We start from the raw sequence: 16,094 nt of genomic DNA, 5'->3' as shown, positions 1-16,094 counted from the left end.
CGCCGCTCGCAAGCACCCACCTATTTCAAGCCGCTCGCGCTACGAGTAGCCACGCACTACCAGCCACTCCAGCGGGTCCCGGGCAGGCCCCGGGAGTGGCCGACGACGCACTATGAAACTACGAGTCAAACCGCTCGATCGGGAGAACGCGGGCAAGGGGATCGCAACGATAGACCGGGAGGCGATGGCGGATCTCGGCGTCAGCAACGGCGAGTTCGTCCGGATCAAAGGCGACAGCGGAACCGCCGTCCTTCGGGTCCGCGTCGGGCGGAGCCGCGACCGCCAGCGCGGCGTCATCGGGATCGACGGCCAAACACGGAAGGCCATCGGGACCCGAATCGACCAACTCGTCCGGGCTAAACCGGTCGACGTCTCGCCGGCGTCCCGCATCGCGGTCGTCCTCCCCGACGAACTCCGGATTCAGGGCGACCTCGCCTCCTACGTCCACGAGAAGCTGACCAACCGCGGCGTCCGCGCGGGCAAGACCGTGGCGGTGACGCTCGGCTTTAGCTCGCTCAACGGGAGTTCGAACCGCCGAATCCCGGTGCAGGTCGTCGATACCGATCCCGGCGGCACCGTCGTCGTCACCGGCTCGACCACTGTCGAGATCGTCGAACAACCACCCGAAACCGCCAGCGACGACGAGGAGGAGAGTGCCGAGCCGCCGGGAATCACTTACGAGGACGTGGGTGGGCTCGATGACGAACTCGATATGGTGCGGGAGATGATCGAGTTGCCGATGCGACACCCCGAACTGTTCCAAGCCCTCGGCATCAAACCGCCACAGGGTGTCCTCCTACATGGGCCACCCGGGACGGGGAAAACGCTGATTGCGAAAGCCGTGGCGACCGAGATCGACGCGAACTTCCAGACGATCTCCGGCCCGGAGATCATGTCGAAGTACCACGGCGAAAGCGAGGAACGACTCCGGGAGGTCTTCGAGACGGCCGAGGAGGCCGAACCTGCGATCGTCTTCATCGACGAGATCGATTCCATCGCGCCCAAACGCGACGACACCCAAGGCGACGTGGAACGCCGCGTCGTCGCGCAGTTGCTCTCGTTGATGGACGGCCTGCAGGACCGCGGGCAGATCACCGTTATCGGCACGACCAACCGCATCGACGCCGTCGATCCCGCACTCCGCCGCGGCGGCCGGTTCGATCGAGAAATCGAGATCGGCGCGCCCGACACCCACGGCCGAAGCGAGATCCTTCGGATTCACACCCGCGAGATGCCGCTGGTCGAGGGGATCGATCTCGACCAGTACGCCAACAGCACGCACGGATTCGTCGGAGCGGATCTCGAAAGCCTCGTCCGGGAGGCGGCGATGAACGCCCTCCGTCGCGTCCGGCCGGAACTCGACCTCGAAGGCGACGAGATCGACGCCGCGACGTTGGAGCGGCTGTCGGTCACCGAACGCGACTTCCGCGGCGCGCTCCGGGAAATCGAACCGAGCGCGCTTCGAGAAGTCTTCGTCGAAACACCGGACGTCACATGGGCCGATGTCGGCGGGCTGGAGGCAACGAAAGCGAGGCTCCGTGAGGCGATCCAGTGGCCGCTCGAATACCCCGACGCCTACCGACAGGTCGATCTGCAATCGACGAAGGGTATCCTGCTTCATGGCCCGCCGGGAACGGGCAAAACGCTGCTCGCCAAGGCCGTCGCCAACGAGGCCCAGTCGAATTTCATCTCGGTGAAAGGCCCCGAACTGTTCGACAAGTACGTCGGCGAGAGCGAGAAGGGCGTCCGTGAAATCTTCTCGAAGGCCCGCGAGAACGCGCCAACGGTGATCTTCTTCGATGAGATCGACGCCATCGCCACCCAGCGCGGCAGCGGCGACAGCGACAGCAGCGTGAGCGAGCGGGTCGTCAGCCAACTCCTGACGGAACTCGACGGCCTCGAAGAGTTGGAAGACGTGGTCGTCATCGCCGCCACCAACCGACTGGATCTCATCGACGACGCGCTGACGCGGGCTGGGCGAATCGAAACGGAGATCGAAGTCGGCGAACCCGACGAGGAAACGCGACGCGAAATCCTGGGGATTCACACCCGCAGTCGCCCGCTTGCCGACGATGTCGACCTCGACGCGCTGGCGGCCGCCAGCGAGGGGTTCGTCGGCGCGGAGTTGGCGGCCCTCTGTCGTGAGGCGGCGACCGCTGCGGTGCGGGAACACGTCCGCGCGCGAACGACCGGCGAGCCAGCCGCCGTCGATGAGATGCGATTGACGCAGGCGCAGTTCGCCGCCGCGCTCAGGGAAGTCAGCGACGACGACAGGGAACTCACGGTGCCCGCCGAATCGGAAACCGAGAGCGCGGCAACGACGGAATCGACCGGCGACGCAGGCGACAGCGAGGCCAAGCGTGCCGAAGCGGCGACTGCCGATTCTGGTGGTGCTGGAACCGCCACCGGCGAGGCGACTCCCGCGGAGGCACCAAGCGAGGAGCCAACAACTGAGACAACCACTGATGCTCCAGACGCCGCCAGTGAATCAGAGACTCCGGAGGACGGGAGCAACGAGACGGCAGCCGAGGCAGCCGTCGAGGACCCCGCCGAAAACGGTGACCACGCCGGTAGCGACGCCGAACCGTAGTAGTGCGCCGTCACGTGAGTAGTTAGTGACACGGAGACGACAGCCAACTGGCCTGTCTCTGGTACGTTTATCAAGTCGGCCACCCTTACCTGAGCTATGCCCTCCGAGACGGTACCCGACCGGAGCGGTGCCGACGGGACCGACGCCCTCGCCCGACTCTTCAAGAGCGGCCGGACCAACGCCGTCATCTCGTGGCTGCTCGTCGGGATTCTCGCCGTCGTGTTCGTCGAAAGCATCCTCGATATCGACCTGCTGTGGACGCTGTTCGTGACGGCCACCGCTGCGATCGTTCTGTTGCCGCCGGTCACCTACCGTGACTGGCGGATGATGCTGCCGTGGGAACTGCTCGTCATCGCCTTAGCCCCGATCCTCGTGCGGGCACTCTTCGGCGGCGAACTCGGCACGTTCGGCTCCTACCTCTCCTTGGCCGCCCTCGCCTTGCTGGTGACCGTCGAACTCCACATGTTCACCGACCTCCAGCTCACCCACTGGTTTGCCGTGCTGTTGGTCGTGTTGACGACGATGGCCTCGGTGGCGGCGTGGTCGGCCGTGCGCTGGCTGTTCGATCAGCGGTTCGGCACCGAATTCCTCCTGCAGCCGGGCGTCTCACAGGACGCCGCCAACGCCGCGTTGATGGAGGAATGGCTCTGGGTGACGCTGGCCGGCCTCGTCGCCGGCGTGCTGTTCGACGCCTACTTCAGAGGGCGCGGCCGGACGCTGCGCCGTCGCCTCCGGCAGGTGGTCCGGCGATGACGTTGCTACCGCGGCCGTCGGTGCAAAACCAACGCCGAATGACACGCGGGATGCAGGTGGTGCTGCTGGGGATTGTCGCTTACGGCGTCCTGTTCGGACAGCCAAAGGCGATTACGAACGGGAGTATGGGCCTGCTCGTGACGTTTACGCCCGCGGTGTTGCGACGGAACTACAACCTCCCGCTGGACCCGTGGCTCGGGCTGTGGATCACGCTGGCGGTCTTTCTGCACACGTTGGGGTCGGCCGGACTCTACGCCACGGTCGGCTGGTGGGACAGTATCACCCACGCGCTGTCGGCGACGCTCATCGCCGCTATCGGCTACACGTTCGCGCGGGCAGTCGATCTTCACAACGAGGAGGTCCAGATTCCAACGCGCTTTGCGTTCGGCTTTATTCTCATCGTCGTGATGGCCTTCGGCGTCGTCTGGGAGCTTTTCGAGTTCGGTCTCGACATCCTCGCCGACGAAACGGGGGTGTCGATGCCGCTGGCCCAATTCGGCATTGACGACACCATCAAGGACATGCTCTTCAACACCCTCGGCGCGATCATCGTCGCCACGTTCGGACAGGCGCATCTCTCAGGTGTCGCCGAAACAGTGCGAGAACGGTTGCTCGCGGTCGACTAAGAACGCTGCCAGCGGTCGAATAAAACGAGACTCAGGCGAGGTCCGGACCGCGCGTCAGTTCTTGGTGTTTCTCTTCGAGGAAGGCATAGACCGCGCCGTGGGGCGCGCCGTCGAGAATCATTCCAGTGGCGCGCCGGACAGCCTCGACCTCCTCGGGGTCGCCGATGACGCCGAGCGTCGAGCCGTAGATGACGACATCGGCCCCTGACAGCTCTTCCATCAACTCACGGGTGCGACCGTTCTCGCCGATAAGGCGACCTTTCTGCCGGCGGAGGTCGTTGTCGTTGCGCGTTTTCTCCGAGAGGTCGATCAGGTCGAACCGGCGGAGGTCGCTGTCGAGTAGCGACAGCGCGGTTTCCGGTTTGAAGCCGCGGCCGATGGCCCGGACGATGTCGGGCGCGACCAACGCGGTGACCGGGTCGCCGACAGACTCGATGGCGACGGAGCCCGATTCGGAGTCGATATCGAGCCGGACCTCCGCGCGGGATTCGATCTCCCGCATCGTCTCGCCACCCTCGCCGATGAGGACGCCGATCCGATCCTGCGGGACTTTTACGTGTTGCATACCGGTGGTATCCGGCGAATCCGTTTAAGCGTGTTCCTCGGGACGCAGGCGGCGGGCGACGCCTCAGCGGACGATCCGGTCGTCGTCGCCGGCGATGAACTCGAAGAGTTCGTCGGCATCGGTCTCAAGGCCCTGTCGGCTGAAAAAGGAGGCGACGTTCTCGCAGTCGCGGTACAGCAGGTCGCTAGCGTTAGGATGGTGAACGGTGACAGCCTGTCCGAGATCAATAATCACGAGTTCGCCGTCGTGGATGATCATGTTGTACTCCGAGAGGTCGCCGTGGATCAGCCCGGCCGTGTGGAGCCGGCGCATGTACTCGCGGACGACCTCGTAGGCTGTCTCGGGGTTTTCGACGTTTACCTCGGCGAGTCTGCGGGCGCGATCCTCGACCAGCCCCACCAGTTCCATCACGAGGACGTTGCGCTCGACGGCGATGGGACGCGGGACACGGACGCCGGCCTCTCGGGCGCGGCCGAGGTTGGCGAACTCTTTGCGCACCCACGCGAGGACGACCTGTTTCTTGTCGTTGCCGATCCCCTCGAATCGCGGGTCGCCCTCCAGATACGTCCGCATCTGCTGGAACGGCGAGGCGTTGACCCGGAAGATCTTGACGGCGACCTCGGTCCCCTCGCCGCCCATCGCCTCGTAGACGTTGGCCTCCTTACCGGTCGAAATCGGGCCGCCGAAGGCCTCGATGTGGCCGTCGGCGACGAGTTTGTAGAGCGCGCCGAACGTCGCGTCGTCGAAGACCGACTGCTCGACTTTGAACTGCTCGGCGTCTTTGATCTGCTCTTCGAACTGCTCGAACTCCCGGTCGCGCTCGCGGGCGATCCGGTCGGCCTCGGTGTCGGTGACGTCGATCTCCTCCCACTCGTCGCCGATAGCGGCCTCGGGATCGGTATCGAGCAGTCCATACTCGTCGGTCATTGCCGATGGCTACACGCGGCAGCGGGAAAAGAGTCGCCGGTCGGCAGCGGTTACTGAATGTGGCCTTCGTNGCGGAGCTGGTCGGCCNCGCTNTNCTCGTAGCGNNACGNGATGTCGCCCTTCTCGTCCTGCCAGTCCCACGGCTCGACGAGGACGACGTCGTCCTCGCGGATCCAGACGCGNTTCTGCATCCGNCCNGGNATGCGGGCNGTTCGNTCGACACCGTCGGCACACCGGACGGTGACACGGTTCGCACCGAGCATGTCGGTGACCTCCGCGAAGACCTCCCCCTCGTCAGGCATGCGGAGGTCACGTCGCCCCTCGTTGTCGCTCATACGCGACGGTAGGGAATCACGGGTGTAAAAATCGTGGGGTTGCGAGTGAGCCACGAGACAGGGCTACGCACACCCGCCAGCGGTCGATTCGACGGTTTCCGGCGCGTCGGCAGCGACCACGTCTTTCGTTAGCGTGTAACACAAGTCGCCAGCCACCGCCGGATCGGAGCCGTCCGGCACCGTGAACGACGCTTCCGGGCTGTCGTAGTCGCTGTCGTTGTAGACGTAGACCGTCGTCGTATCGGCGACGCGGTCGTTGTACCGATCCCGTACATCCACCGGGAACGGCCAATCAGCGTCAGCGGTGGCGTTTCGCAGATAGGTCGGCGATGGTTCTGCGGCGTTCGTCCCGATATCGATCTTGTGGAGCGTCAACTCGTACGTTTCCGCACTGTCGAGAGTGATGGTGACAACGTCGCCAGCGACGGCGACTGAATCGACAGCCGCCTGTCCGTCGAGAATCGTCTCACGCCACGTCTCAGCCGACAGTTCGGTCGGCAGTCGAAGCCGAATCGGATCGCCGCTGTCCTCAATCTCTACTGTCGTCGAGTCGGTGACGCGTTCGGGAACGACGGATTCAGTTCCGAGGCCCGCTGCCGCCAACTCACCGTCGACAACGAGTAGCGAGAGGTCGGTATCGTCAACGACCGGCTGACGGTTGGCGGCCATCTCGATTCGGCTGTCCGATTCGTGCTGAGCAGCGAGTACGCCGTGTTCGATGCGGTAGCGCGGCGTCTCATCGAGTTCCCGGTAGGCTGGCTCGTAGGTGAGCGCCCGCGTCACGTAGCTCCGTGTGGTCCCGTTCCAGTAGGTGGCAAACGCGTCGTCGTCGCCGACGGCTTCGGCGTTGTCGATGTGGAGTGTCGCCGGTTCAGTCGTGCGAAGCGTGCCGGCTTGGGGCGGTGGATAGACGAACAGCAGGCGGTCGTCGTACGTGGGCCCGAGATCGAGCGTCGCCGGCTGCGGGCGGCCGGTCACGCTGGTCTCGAAGATCGCCGTTTCAAGACCGACCAACTGATCGGCCACGCGCTGGCTGTGGTCCAGTTCCGCGCGACTGATATCCGCCGGGACGAGATGTGCTTGCGCCGTCGTCACCGCGATGAGGAGAAAGCCGAACAGTAGGATCGCACCGATCTGCAGCGACTGCCCGCGACTGTCGGAGAAACGCATTGGGCAGCGTGGTCGCGGTATCCAACAAAAAACATCGGCCGCAAGGAAGAAGCGTCGTGGCGAAGCGTTAGGCGTTCAGTTGCTGGCGACCGGGTTCGATGAGCGCGTTGAGTTCCGCAGCCAGCGCGGATTTCGCGTCCATCGGGTGGAGGTCGCCGGATTCGAGGTCGGCTTCCAGCGTTTCGTAGTCGTCGTATTCGAGGTTGCCACCGTACTGCTCTGGGCGTTCGACGACGACCGTCTCGACTCGCGGGAAGACGTGATACTGGTACAGTTGGAGGACGGGGTTCTCACGCTCGTTGCCATCGCCGTCGGGGTCGGGATCAGCTGTCGGCGGGCAGTAGGCGTCGTTGATTTTTGCCTCGATTTCGTCTTCGCTGTCCTCCATCGAGATCGTCACGCCTGAGCTGGAGGCCATCTTGCCGACGCCGCTGTCGAGATCGGCGATGATCGGCGTGTGGAGGGCGGGTCGAACCTCGTAGTCAAGTTCCGGCAGTGTCTCCCGGGCGAGCATGTGGACTTTCCGCTGGTCGAGACCGCCGACCGCGAGGTCGACATCGAGATATTCGATATCGAGTGCCTGCATGAGCGGATAGACCATCTGGGAGACCTTCGCGTGGTCGCCGCGCTGGATTTCGGCCATCGCGCGTTTGGCCCGCGAGAGCGTCGTTTCGAGTTCAGCGGCGTGGAGGTCGAGGGTGTACTCCTCGTCGAGTTGGAACTCCGATCCGAGGACGAATTCGGTTTGGGATTCGTCGAGGCCGTAGGCGATAAACTGCTCTTGCATGCGGTCGGCCGTTTCCCGAATTTCCTCGAAGCTACCCTTGTCGTTCAGGTAGGCATGCACGTCGGCCAGGAGGACGGTGACCTCGAAGCCCGCCTCCTGGAGTTCGATGAGTTTCGTCGCGGTCAGCATGTGGCCGAGGTGGAGGACGCCGGAGGGTTCGTAACCGACGTACGCGCGCTTGCCGTCGGGGTCGTCGGCTAGCGTGCGAAGCTCCTCCTCGGTGACCACCTCGGCAGCGTTCCGGGTGATCAGCTCGTAGGCGTCCATGCACTCCCGTCGGGTCAGCGGTGTAAAATGACTTCTGAATACGGCCGGAACCTGACCGAGTTACGTGCCGCCGCTTTTCGTATCCGCCCGGTGTTCGCTGATGAGTTCGTCGACCATGCTGGCTTTCGCCTCGCGTTCGCGCGCTTCGGCACGGTCCTTCCAGTCGTCGATAACAGCCTCGATCTCGCTGTCGTCAACGACGGCCAACTCGTCGATTTCCTGAATCGACACGTCCTCAGCGGGGCCGACGGGGATACCGGCCTCGAACAGCACCTCGTCGGCCGCATCCGACAGCCCGCCGCCGCGGAGGACGACCCGCGGCTCGATCTCGGCGACGCGTTCGGCCGTGCTCCGGCCGGCTCCCGACGCGTCACGGAAGTAGATGATGTCGCCGCGCGTGAGGCCGACCTCGTCTTCGGCGTCGTCGAGCGCGCGGTTGGTGAACTGCTCGACGATCTTCACCGAAACGAGGTTCCGGTCGCCGGTGACGGTCGCATCCGAGTGGTCGAGCTTCCAGAGCTCTTTGAGGCGGTCGAGTTTGGCCTCCAGTTCGTCGGCGCGCTCGCGGGCCTCGTCACGTTCGCGTTCCAGTCGGTCGGTTTCGCGTTTGAGCCGCGAGACTGCGCGTCGCTCGCGGGCCTCCCGGCGTTCCTCGCGTTTGGCGTCCGAGAGTTCTTCCTCGTATTCCTCTATTGTCTCCTCGCGGTCGGCCAACTCGTTGCGGAGTTCCTCGGTGTGTGCTTGCAGGCGGTCGACCTGTGCTTCGAGGTCCTTGATGCGCTGTTCCTCGCTGGTGAGTTCTCGCGGTTCGTGAGTTGACTCCTCGTCGTCGCCGTCGTCCTCGTCTGAGAGATCCGCCAGCGCGGCCTCGACAGAGGATTCGTTGGCGACGACGTGGGCGATGACCTCCTCGCGGTCGAACTGCGGTGGCGTCTTTTCGGTGATGCGATCGAACTGATCCTCGCGGTCGTCGTAGGCGTAGAGCGCGGCCGCTAACGCGTCGCGTTCGTGGTCGTTCTCATACTCGTGATCGCGGGTGCGGTGGAGTTTTTCATCGACCGGGAGATCGCTCTCGGGCGTCCACGCGGTCGCCTCGAAACTCCGGCGGAACTCTTCGACCGTCTGGGGGATCGGCGTCACGTCGGCAGCGACGATCAGCGGGCGACCCTGCTCGATCAGCCACTCGGTGACGGCGGCGGTGTCGGCCGTTCGACTCGAAAAGGTCGCCAACACGCGGCCGTCCAGCGAGACGACGGCGGCGGCGGTCGTCGTCCCGGGGTCGATGCCGACGATCACGCGGTCGCGCCGCTTGACGAGCGGTTCGTAGCTGATCCCGTCACGTTGCTCGCGTTCGATCTCGATCCGGGTGTCGCCGGCGCGATGCGTAGAGACGGGCAATTCGTCGGGCGTCGCCTCGACGGTGAAAATCGCATTCGAGTAGCCGCCGTACTTCTCGGTCACGTCCTTCGTGTAGTCGAGATTCGCGCTGTCAAGTTTGGATTCGACCTCGCGGGCGACCTTCTTGACGTTGCCGTGAATCCGGCGCGTGAAGCGGTCCTGACTCCAGCCGCCGCTGCCGGTCGAGCGGCCGCGGGCGACCTTGACGGTCGTGGTGTCAGTGAACGCTGAGACCTCACAGCCGACGTTGGCGGTCGCCAGCCGCGCGGCGGCCTCGGCTTCAGCCATCGGTTTTTTCTCGTAGGGAACGCCGTGTCTGGAGGCGACCCGCGAGAGCGGTTCGGGACGTTCGTCGCCCGTCACTTGGACGAGTTTCGTTGTCGAGGGCAACGATCGCAAAAAGCCGACGAGTTCGTTCTTGTCGGCGGCGAGTTCGTAGGCGTTGTCGGTAGCGACGAGTGCGGGCTCCTCGTCGTCGATGAGTCGGCAGAGCTTCCGGAAGGAAACGACATCGCGCTCGATCTCGCCGTCGTCGAGGACGACCAACGCGTACGCTGGCGCGTCGCCCCGGATATCGCCGCTTTGGATGTCGACGCCGAACACCGGCGCGTCGATGGCGTTCGTCCGGACGGTCACAAACAGGAGTAGGGCATCGACCGCTAAATAGGCCACGCCGACGGCGATGGCGAATCGGAAGCCACAGGCTCAAGTCCGTCAGCGGAGTACCGCGTGTATGCACGTACTCGGAACGGTCGGCCTTCCCGGNAGCGGGAAAGGCGAGTTCGCCGCGGTNGCCCGCGAGGCGGGCGTCCCGGTCGTCACGATGGGCGACGTGATCCGGCAGGCCTGCCGCGACCGCGGGCTCGATCCCGCCGAGGCCCACGGCGAGGTCGCCCAAGCCCTGCGGGAGGAAAACGGCCCCGCCGCCATCGCCGAGGAATCGCTGCCGCACATCCGCGAGCACTTGGCCGACGACGGCACCGACACGGTCGTCGTCGATGGCCTGCGGTCGATGATCGAAGTCGAGGCGTTCACCGACGAATTCGGCGACGAGTTCTCGATCGTCAGCATCGAAGCCCCCTTCGAGCTTCGCGCCGAGCGACTCGGCGAGCGCGGCCGGGATGGCACCGACACCGACCGCGAACAGCTCAAAAAGCGCGAAGAGCGCGAACTGGAGTTCGGCATGGGCGACGTGATGGACACCGCCGACTACCGAATCCAGAATACCGATAGCCTCGAAGCGTTCCGAGCCGACGCGCGCGAGTTGCTCTCGCAGGTGGGGACCAATGATATACAGCATTGACGTGCGGATCGAAGCCCCGGTCAACGACACCGAGGTCACCGACCGCGTCGCCGACGCCGTCGGCAACGTCTTCCCGAACGCCGAGTTCAGCCACGAGGACGGGCTACTGGTCGGCGAGACCCATACCCTCGACCCGTTTTCCGATCTGCTCCACGAACAGGAGATCCTCGATACTGCGCGCCGGGAGTTCCACAAGCACGCTGACGACGATGGCTTCGAGTTCGCGCTCAAAAAGCAGGCTGCCTTTCAGGGCGTCATTAACTTCGCCGTCGGCAACCCGGACGAACTCGGCGACATCGAGGTGTCGGTAACGGTGCGCGAGCCAGATGTGGAGTCGATGATCGACCGCGTCGCGCCGCCGACCAAGGACGGAACGCCCGTCGATCCCGAGTCGAAGGCGGAGTAAGCCGACCTTACTGCGTTTATTTCTTTTTACTTGACACGAACGGGAAACGGGCGCAAAATAGTTTCTAAACCGTTTAAACGAATCTAAAACAGTTGTGAACAGTCGCCCAATCACCGTTTTCGCCGTTTTTCCGAGTGAATTTACTCCAACGCTCTGGCCACTATATGTGGGTATGGGTCGTTGGGGAAGACAGACGGTGAGCACGAAATGAAAGGCCTCCAATCGACCCGACGCATCGAGACGGTTGTGACGAACGCAGCCGCAGGAACCGTTCGCCGCGGACAGCGAGTCCTCGCCCACGGCCAGCACGCCCTCCACACCACGGTTCGCTGGACGGGGTTTTGGGCCGCGATTCTGCTGCCGCTGGTGTATCTGCCGATCCTCGCCTTCGGCATCGGCCCCGAACCCGGCACCGTCGGCCTCAGCCTCCTCGGTTGCCACCTGCTCGCACTGTTCGCCGGTCACGACTACAACCAAGATCACCCATGAGTACGTCCCACCACTCCCCCGCTGACGACACGCGCACAGCCCGCGACAAACCAAGCGACAAGTCCGACGAGACAGCCGACAAGGAATCGACCGCGACGAAACAGCAGCGGCTCGCGGCCTATCTCCGCGAGCGCGCCGACGACGGCGAGGTGTACTTCAAGAGCAAGTTCATCGCCGACGACGTCGATCTCTCCGCAAAGGAGATCGGCGCGCTGATCCTCAAACTGCAGGACTCGGTCGCCGATCTCTCCATCGAACGCTGGTCCTACACCGGCGCGACGACGTGGCGCGTCGAACGAACCAACTGACGCGCCGGCTCACCGTCGCCAAGCACCACACTGCTTCTCCCTTTCCTTCCACCCTCTAACCCGATTCAGACGACCAGCAGCAACACGACCGTGATGCTGATGAAAACGATCTTCAGGGCCGTGTTGACGACAATGACTTTCGTNCCGAACTCNGNGCCCCAGATGCCGTANTGGAAGGGNATNGANCGNTTGAACGTNGAGACGGCGAAGGAGACGATNCCGCCGANNAGCAGCGTTGCCACCGCCTGCCGCGGGGTGAACACGTCGCCCAACAGCGGTGCGATCGTCGCCGCGCCGGCGGTCGTATCGAACGTGTAGACTGCGATTACCGGTACAGCAGCCGACGGCAAGCCGACCAGCGCGACCAGCGGATCCGCGGAGCCGGTGATCTCCGCGAGGTCGTATTGACTCACCAGCAGTGTGACCAAGGTATAGACGATCACGAGCCGCGGGACGAGTCGTCGCAGCGTCGGTCGGGTGCGATCCCACGCCGCCAGCAGCCGTTCTTTCGGTGTTTGCTCCTCGTCATCGAGCGCGTCGGGATCGAGTTGAGCGTCCGCGTCGATGTTTCGCTCAGAGAGAAACAGCGCGCCAGCGAGGATGCCGACCAGCGTGATCGCCAACGCGATGAGTGCGCGCAAACTCACGTACAACACGCCGACGTGGAGCCCGAGAATCGGAATGAGGACCGGAATATAGTAGGTGAAAACGTGCTGGGCGAAGCCGAAGAACGTGTTCATCACGACGGCGATCAACGTTGCCCGGTCGTCGAGATAGCCGGATTCGCGCAGATCGGCCAGCATCGAATAACCCGCCGTCGTCGACGCCGTCGTCGTCAAAATCGTAGTCCCGACCTCGTCAGGGAGATTCGCGGGCCCGGTCAGCAGCCGCGAGAGGCCAGCGATCTTCTCGACCAGCCCGAAGGCGACGGCGACGTTGGCGAGATAGACCGACACAGACACGAGGGCGGTGATCCGGGCGACCTGCGGGGCCACCGCGACGAGCGCGCTGGCGACAGCCGAGACGAAGACAGCGGGCGGCACAGTCGTCCGTCCGAGCGGCGCGATCAAATGATCGTCGGTCCCGCTGCCACCACGTTTTCGGGACCCGCCAGTCAACGGCTGGTATGTCAACGATCACAGTCGAGACCGATAGCCGAACCGAATGTATCGACATAACCGATCGCGTGGCGGCGACACTGCCTGACGATGCCAGCGGCGTCTGTACCGTGTTCAGCCAGCACACGACGATGGGCGTCGTCGTCAACGAAGCCGAACGCCGGTTGCTCGACGATCTCAGCGACGCGCTCGATGAGCTCATTCCTGACGACGGCTGGCAACACGATCAGATCGATGACAATGCCGACAGCCACGTCCGAGCGATGCTGGTCGGCGAGCACGTGACCGTTCCCGTCGACAATGGCGAGCTACAACTGGGCCGTTGGCAGTCGATCCTCGCCGTCGAGTGCGACGGGCCACGAACGCGAACGCTTGCGGTTCGGGTTCACTGAGCGCAGCCGCGGGCGGTAGAGAAATTTATACACCGAGGCTGGCAAGGAGGCGGTAATGCGGATTCTCCTTACCAACGACGACGGTATCCACAGTCCGGGATTAGCGGCACTCTACACCGCCCTCGCCGAAAAGTGGGACGTGACAGTCGTCGCGCCAGCCGAAGATCAAAGCGGCGTCGGCCGGACGCGGTCGGACCTCTCCTTCGAACTCGACAACGAGATCACGATCACCGACCACGAGTGGGGGTACGTCGTCGACGGCACGCCCGCCGACTGTGTTGCTGTCGGACTCCGACACATCCCCGAAGCCGACGAGATCGACCTCGTCGTCTCGGGGGCGAACAACGGCCCGAACGTCGGCAGCTACATCCTCGGGCACTCGGGGACCGTCGGCGCGGCCGTCGAGGCAGCCTTTCTCGGGACGCCCGCCGTCGCCGTCTCTGGCTACGACCACGAGGCGTACTTCCCCGAGGACGGCGACCACTCGTTCGATGCCATCGCGGCGGCAACGCGCGATCTACTCGCGCTGATCGAGAACACCTCGCTGTTCGAAGGCGACACTGACTACCTCAACGTCAACGCCCCGGCCGCGGGCAGCGACACCATCGCGCTGACGCGGCCGCTGGCCGACTACGATACCCGCGTCGTCGACAGCGAGGGCGAAGGAGAGAGCGCGTTCGAGAGCAACTACTGGGCGAACCATCCCGTCGAAGGCGACGGCTTTCCCATCGGTCTCGATGGCTACGAGGACGACTACCCGGCGTGGAGCGACCGCGCCGCTATCGTCGACGGCGAGATCAGCGTGACGCCGCTGGGGATGCCACAGGAAGTCGTCGATCCGCCGGCGGATGTCGTCGCGGCGTTAGATCGATACCCGATTGCAAAATCGTAAGCGCACGGCTTCACATCATGCCGCCGGGGCCGCCACCGCCGCCGAGGCCGCCAAGACCACCCTCGCCGNCGCCGCCCTGCATCTTCTTCATCATCCGCTGCATGTCGCCGTCGCCCATNCCCTGGAACTGNNTCANNNTNNGGNNCATCATCTTGTGCTGTTCNAGCAGTTCGNNNACCGTCTCGGTGTCGGTGCCGGAGCCGCGGGCAACGCGCTCGACCTGACTCGCGCTGATCGAGCGTGGCTCTTCGAGTTCCCCCTCGGTCATCGAGTCCATGATGACGTTGAACTTCCGCATCCGTTCCTGTGTCACGTCCATCGCGTCGTCCGGTAGCTGGTCCATCATCCCGCCGCCCATGCCCGGGATCATATCCATCACCTGNNCGAGCGGCCCCATNTTGTTCATCGTCTCCATCTGTTTCTGCATGTCTTTCAGCGTGAAACTCCCCTNNANCATNNNNTCGGGGTCCCACTCGTCCTCCTCGGTGCCAGTCTCCTCCATCGCGCGCTCGACGCGCTCGGTGAGCTGCTTCAGGTCGCCCATCCCGAGCAGCCGGGAGATGAAGCCGTCCGGCTCGAACCGCTCGACGTCCTGCACCTCCTCGCCGGTGCCGAGGAAGGCGATGGAGGAGTCCGTTCGGTCGACCGCGGCGAGCGCGCCGCCACCCTTCGCCGTCCCGTCGAGCTTCGTGATGNCGACNCCNTCGANGCCGANGGCCTCCTCAAAGCGTTGGGCCTGCTCTTTCGCGCCCTGCCCGATTGCTGCGTCGAGGACGAGCAGTCGAGTGTCGGGATCGACAAGCGAGTCGATCTCCTCGATTTCGGCGATCAGCTCCTCTTCGAGGGCGTGTCGACCGGCGGTGTCGACGATGTGGACTTCGGCCTGCTCGGTCGCTTCGAGGCCGTCGCGGGCAATCTGGACCGGGTCATCGGCGTCGGGGTCGCCGTAGAANTCNACCTCGGCGNNTTCGNNCATCTGCTTCGCCTGGTCGTAGGCGCCGGGGCGGAACGTGTCCGTCTGGATGACGCCGGCGCGGAGCCCCTTCTTCGAGAACCACCACGCCATCTTCGCGGCCGAGGTGGTCTTCCCCGACCCCTGNAGGCCNGCNAGCANAATCGTTTGGGACTCCAGCGGCAACTCGGTGGAGTCACCGACAAGCTCGACCAGTTCCTCGTAGACGATCTTGAGGACGTGATCGCGTGCGGACGTGCCGCCTGGCGGTTCCTCGTCGAGCGCGCGGCTCTTGATCGAGTCCGACAGCGCCATCACGAGGTCGACTTCGACGTCGGCCTCCAGCAGCGAGCGTTGGATCTGCTTGACGACCTCCTGAATATCGTCTTCCTCCAGCCGGGATTTCCCGCGGAGGTTGTCGAGGGTGCCCCGCAGCGAACTCCCGAGATCATCGAGTACCATTTGGACGTGCTACGCGGCCCGATAGCTAAAGTGTTGTTCGTCCACAGCCGGTCGTGTTTAGTTAAGAGTGAAAACTGAGGCGGAGTGAATTTCGGCTGGTCTATGGCGGAAATCACTCGCCTCAGCGGTTGTAACGACTGGCTTGAATTAGATTTTGTGGAGCGAGAGCGGACACCGAGCGAGTTGATGAAGCTCGGTATTCGGTTACATCTGGCTGGATTATCACTTTCGAATACCGTCTCAGAACTTGAGAAGTTCGGTGTCCATCGGTCACGAAAAGCGGTTCACGACTGGGTGCAGAAGGCAGCTCTACAGCCCGCCAGCGATGCGAGCCCGGATCACATCGCGTTGGAC

Annotated in this window: 16 protein-coding genes and 2 pseudogenes; 10 read left to right on the top strand and 8 right to left on the bottom strand. The window is 64.1% G+C overall.

What is annotated here, in order from left to right; genetic code table 11:
• The first annotated feature begins 112 nt into the window (after positions 1-112).
• The 3 genes from EGH24_RS03595 to EGH24_RS03585 all read left to right on the top strand — a co-directional run bounded on the left by EGH24_RS03595 (position 113) and on the right by EGH24_RS03585 (position 3,969).
• Complete coding sequence (locus tag EGH24_RS03595) at positions 113-2,590, top strand: CDC48 family AAA ATPase (RefSeq protein WP_142978814.1); 2,478 nt, start codon at positions 113-115, stop codon at positions 2,588-2,590.
• 96 nt (positions 2,591-2,686) lie between these two features.
• On the top strand, positions 2,687-3,343 hold the full coding sequence (locus EGH24_RS03590; protein ID WP_142978813.1) for a hypothetical protein: 657 nt from the start codon (positions 2,687-2,689) through the stop codon (positions 3,341-3,343).
• On the top strand, positions 3,340-3,969 hold the full coding sequence (locus EGH24_RS03585; RefSeq protein WP_185903224.1) for a hypothetical protein: 630 nt from the start codon (positions 3,340-3,342) through the stop codon (positions 3,967-3,969). The genes EGH24_RS03590 and EGH24_RS03585 overlap by 4 nt, the downstream gene beginning before the upstream one ends.
• Positions 3,970-4,000: 31 nt before the next feature.
• Here the strand turns inward: EGH24_RS03585 and EGH24_RS03580 are convergent, their stop codons facing one another.
• From EGH24_RS03580 to EGH24_RS03555, 6 genes are all read right to left on the bottom strand, one after another.
• Positions 4,001-4,534, bottom strand: coding sequence for a KH domain-containing protein (locus EGH24_RS03580; protein ID WP_142978812.1), 534 nt, complete (start codon positions 4,532-4,534; stop codon positions 4,001-4,003).
• A 63-nt stretch (positions 4,535-4,597) separates the two neighbouring features.
• A complete protein-coding gene (gene rio1 / locus EGH24_RS03575; RefSeq protein WP_142978811.1) occupies positions 4,598-5,461 on the bottom strand; it encodes a serine/threonine-protein kinase Rio1 in 864 nt (287 codons plus the stop codon).
• A gap of 50 nt (positions 5,462-5,511) precedes the next feature.
• The gene (locus EGH24_RS03570; protein WP_142978810.1) at positions 5,512-5,796 is read right to left on the bottom strand and encodes a translation initiation factor eIF-1A; all 285 of its coding nucleotides are present in this window, start codon (positions 5,794-5,796) and stop codon (positions 5,512-5,514) included.
• 63 nt (positions 5,797-5,859) lie between these two features.
• Positions 5,860-6,966: a hypothetical protein gene (locus EGH24_RS03565; RefSeq protein ID WP_142978809.1), complete on the bottom strand. Its 1,107-nt coding sequence runs from the start codon at positions 6,964-6,966 to the stop codon at positions 5,860-5,862.
• A 67-nt stretch (positions 6,967-7,033) separates the two neighbouring features.
• Positions 7,034-8,020, bottom strand: a complete 987-nt coding sequence (locus EGH24_RS03560; RefSeq protein ID WP_142978808.1) for a tyrosine--tRNA ligase — start codon at positions 8,018-8,020, stop codon at positions 7,034-7,036.
• Positions 8,021-8,080: 60 nt separating this feature from the next.
• Positions 8,081-10,054: a DUF460 domain-containing protein gene (locus EGH24_RS03555; protein ID WP_142978807.1), complete on the bottom strand. Its 1,974-nt coding sequence runs from the start codon at positions 10,052-10,054 to the stop codon at positions 8,081-8,083.
• Positions 10,055-10,151: 97 nt separating this feature from the next.
• Between EGH24_RS03555 and EGH24_RS03550 the strand changes: the two genes are divergently transcribed.
• The 4 genes from EGH24_RS03550 to EGH24_RS03535 all read left to right on the top strand — a co-directional run bounded on the left by EGH24_RS03550 (position 10,152) and on the right by EGH24_RS03535 (position 11,924).
• Positions 10,152-10,721, top strand: a complete 570-nt coding sequence (locus EGH24_RS03550) for an AAA family ATPase (RefSeq protein ID WP_142978806.1) — start codon at positions 10,152-10,154, stop codon at positions 10,719-10,721.
• Positions 10,705-11,127, top strand: coding sequence for an RNA-binding domain-containing protein (locus EGH24_RS03545; protein WP_142978805.1), 423 nt, complete (start codon positions 10,705-10,707; stop codon positions 11,125-11,127). The genes EGH24_RS03550 and EGH24_RS03545 overlap by 17 nt, the downstream gene beginning before the upstream one ends.
• A 207-nt stretch (positions 11,128-11,334) precedes the next feature.
• A complete protein-coding gene (locus EGH24_RS03540) occupies positions 11,335-11,616 on the top strand; it encodes a hypothetical protein (protein WP_142978804.1) in 282 nt (93 codons plus the stop codon).
• Entirely contained in the window at positions 11,613-11,924 is a 312-nt protein-coding gene (locus EGH24_RS03535; protein ID WP_142978803.1) for a DUF7123 family protein, read from the top strand. The genes EGH24_RS03540 and EGH24_RS03535 overlap by 4 nt, the downstream gene beginning before the upstream one ends.
• Positions 11,925-11,989: 65 nt before the next feature.
• Here the strand turns inward: EGH24_RS03535 and EGH24_RS03530 are convergent, their stop codons facing one another.
• Positions 11,990-12,967, bottom strand: coding sequence for a nucleoside recognition protein (locus EGH24_RS03530; RefSeq protein ID WP_142978802.1), 978 nt, complete (start codon positions 12,965-12,967; stop codon positions 11,990-11,992).
• A gap of 83 nt (positions 12,968-13,050) precedes the next feature.
• Here EGH24_RS03530 and EGH24_RS03525 point away from each other — a divergent pair, with 83 nt between their 5' ends.
• Both EGH24_RS03525 and surE read left to right on the top strand, forming a co-directional pair.
• Complete coding sequence (locus EGH24_RS03525) at positions 13,051-13,434, top strand: secondary thiamine-phosphate synthase enzyme YjbQ (RefSeq protein WP_142978801.1); 384 nt, start codon at positions 13,051-13,053, stop codon at positions 13,432-13,434.
• A 55-nt stretch (positions 13,435-13,489) separates the two neighbouring features.
• On the top strand, positions 13,490-14,326 hold the full coding sequence (gene surE / locus EGH24_RS03520) for a 5'/3'-nucleotidase SurE (protein WP_142978800.1): 837 nt from the start codon (positions 13,490-13,492) through the stop codon (positions 14,324-14,326).
• A gap of 10 nt (positions 14,327-14,336) precedes the next feature.
• Here surE and EGH24_RS03515 read toward each other — a convergent pair.
• Positions 14,337-15,740 (bottom strand): annotated as a pseudogene (locus tag EGH24_RS03515) (signal recognition particle protein Srp54).
• A 102-nt stretch (positions 15,741-15,842) separates the two neighbouring features.
• Here EGH24_RS03515 and EGH24_RS03510 point away from each other — a divergent pair.
• A pseudogene (locus EGH24_RS03510) lies at positions 15,843-16,094 on the top strand (IS6 family transposase); the annotation flags it as partial.

The organism is Halonotius terrestris (assembly GCF_006861665.1).
Classification (GTDB): Archaea; Halobacteriota; Halobacteria; order Halobacteriales; family Haloferacaceae; genus Halonotius; species Halonotius terrestris.
The sequence above is the reverse complement of the archived record's forward strand: the minus strand, read 5'-3'. Positions and strand labels throughout refer to the sequence as shown.

Bases quoted from the DNA above. Each gene is read 5' to 3' on its own strand.
- EGH24_RS03545 (WP_142978805.1), top strand. From the start codon at position 10,705: ATGATATACAGCATTGACGTGCGGATCGAAGCCCCGGTCAACGACACC.
- surE (WP_142978800.1), top strand. From the start codon at position 13,490: ATGCGGATTCTCCTTACCAACGACGACGGTATCCACAGTCCGGGATTA.
- EGH24_RS03535 (WP_142978803.1), top strand. From the start codon at position 11,613: ATGAGTACGTCCCACCACTCCCCCGCTGACGACACGCGCACAGCCCGC.
- EGH24_RS03540 (WP_142978804.1), top strand. From the start codon at position 11,335: ATGAAAGGCCTCCAATCGACCCGACGCATCGAGACGGTTGTGACGAAC.
- rio1 (WP_142978811.1), bottom strand. From the start codon at position 5,461: ATGACCGACGAGTATGGACTGCTCGATACCGATCCCGAGGCCGCTATC.
- EGH24_RS03595 (WP_142978814.1), top strand. From the start codon at position 113: ATGAAACTACGAGTCAAACCGCTCGATCGGGAGAACGCGGGCAAGGGG.
- EGH24_RS03580 (WP_142978812.1), bottom strand. From the start codon at position 4,534: ATGCAACACGTAAAAGTCCCGCAGGATCGGATCGGCGTCCTCATCGGC.
- EGH24_RS03565 (WP_142978809.1), bottom strand. From the start codon at position 6,966: ATGCGTTTCTCCGACAGTCGCGGGCAGTCGCTGCAGATCGGTGCGATC.
- EGH24_RS03525 (WP_142978801.1), top strand. From the start codon at position 13,051: ATGTCAACGATCACAGTCGAGACCGATAGCCGAACCGAATGTATCGAC.
- EGH24_RS03590 (WP_142978813.1), top strand. From the start codon at position 2,687: ATGCCCTCCGAGACGGTACCCGACCGGAGCGGTGCCGACGGGACCGAC.
- EGH24_RS03585 (WP_185903224.1), top strand. From the start codon at position 3,340: ATGACGTTGCTACCGCGGCCGTCGGTGCAAAACCAACGCCGAATGACA.
- EGH24_RS03560 (WP_142978808.1), bottom strand. From the start codon at position 8,020: ATGGACGCCTACGAGCTGATCACCCGGAACGCTGCCGAGGTGGTCACC.